This window comes from Cupriavidus basilensis, from assembly GCF_029335485.1.
Taxonomy (GTDB): Bacteria; Pseudomonadota; Gammaproteobacteria; order Burkholderiales; family Burkholderiaceae; genus Cupriavidus; species Cupriavidus basilensis_E.
On the sequence record NZ_JARJLM010000638.1, the window covers coordinates 1 to 988 of the forward strand.

Genomic DNA, 988 nt, shown 5'->3' on the forward strand with positions numbered 1-988 from the left:
TCCCGCGTGCCACCTATTTCACCGCCCTTGCGCCGCAGCCTGCGCGGTGCGCGCCGACGCCGCCCTGCGGGCGACAATTCCGGCCGCACGGTCTGGCTGTTTGACCTCGACAACACGCTGCACGACGCGTCGCACGCGATCTTTCCCGCTATCAACCAGTTGATGACGGCGTATGTCGCGCGCGTGCTGGGCAGCGACGAGGCCACCGCCAGCGAGGTACGGGTCAAGTACTGGCAGCGCTATGGCGCGACCCTGCTCGGCATGATCCGCCATCACGGCGTGGACCCGGCCGACTTCCTGCGCGCCGCGCACGACTTCCCGCAACTGGCGGAGATGGTGCGGGTGCAGCGCGGCCTGGTCGCTCACCTGCGCCGCCTGCCGGGCCGCAAGATCCTGGTGACCAATGCGCCGGAGCATTACGCGCGTGCGGTGATGCGCGTGGCGGGTATCCAGCATTGCTTCGAGCGCGTGGTAGCGATCGAGGACATGTGGGTGCACGGCCACCTGCGGCCCAAGCCGGACCGGCGCATGCTGCGCCGCCTGCTGGTCCAGCAAGGCGTGGCGCCGCACCGCGCGGTGCTGGTGGAGGACACGCTCTCCCATCTCAAGCGCTATGCTGGCACCGGCATCCGCACCGCCTGGGTGACGGGCTATCTGCGCACGCTGGCGCCGTCGCGCCCGCACGACGTGCCGATGCCCGCCAATGCGGCCGTGGCCGGCGTCAGCGGCGACACGGTGCTGCGCACCACGCTGGACGCGGAAAACCGGCGGCATGCCGGCCATGCCGCGCAGGAGCATTCGGTAACGCTGGTGGCGGCCGAGACGCAGGACCCGCCGTCGCGGCCGCAAGGCGCGACGGCGCCGCAGGCGCTGCCGGCATCGGCACCGCGCGTGCGGGCGCGCATCGTAAATCGCCCCGGCTATGTGGACGTAAAAGTACAATCCATGCATCAACTCCAACGACGAATTCGGAGAATCGGGTCATGAT

General features: G+C 69.7%; 1 protein-coding gene. It reads left to right on the top strand.

All coding sequences use genetic code 11. The features are described from left to right. Positions 1-6: 6 nt before the first annotated feature. On the top strand, positions 7-987 hold the full coding sequence (locus P3W85_RS39185; protein WP_346430329.1) for a pyrimidine 5'-nucleotidase: 981 nt from the start codon (positions 7-9) through the stop codon (positions 985-987). Position 988: the final 1 nt, after the last annotated feature.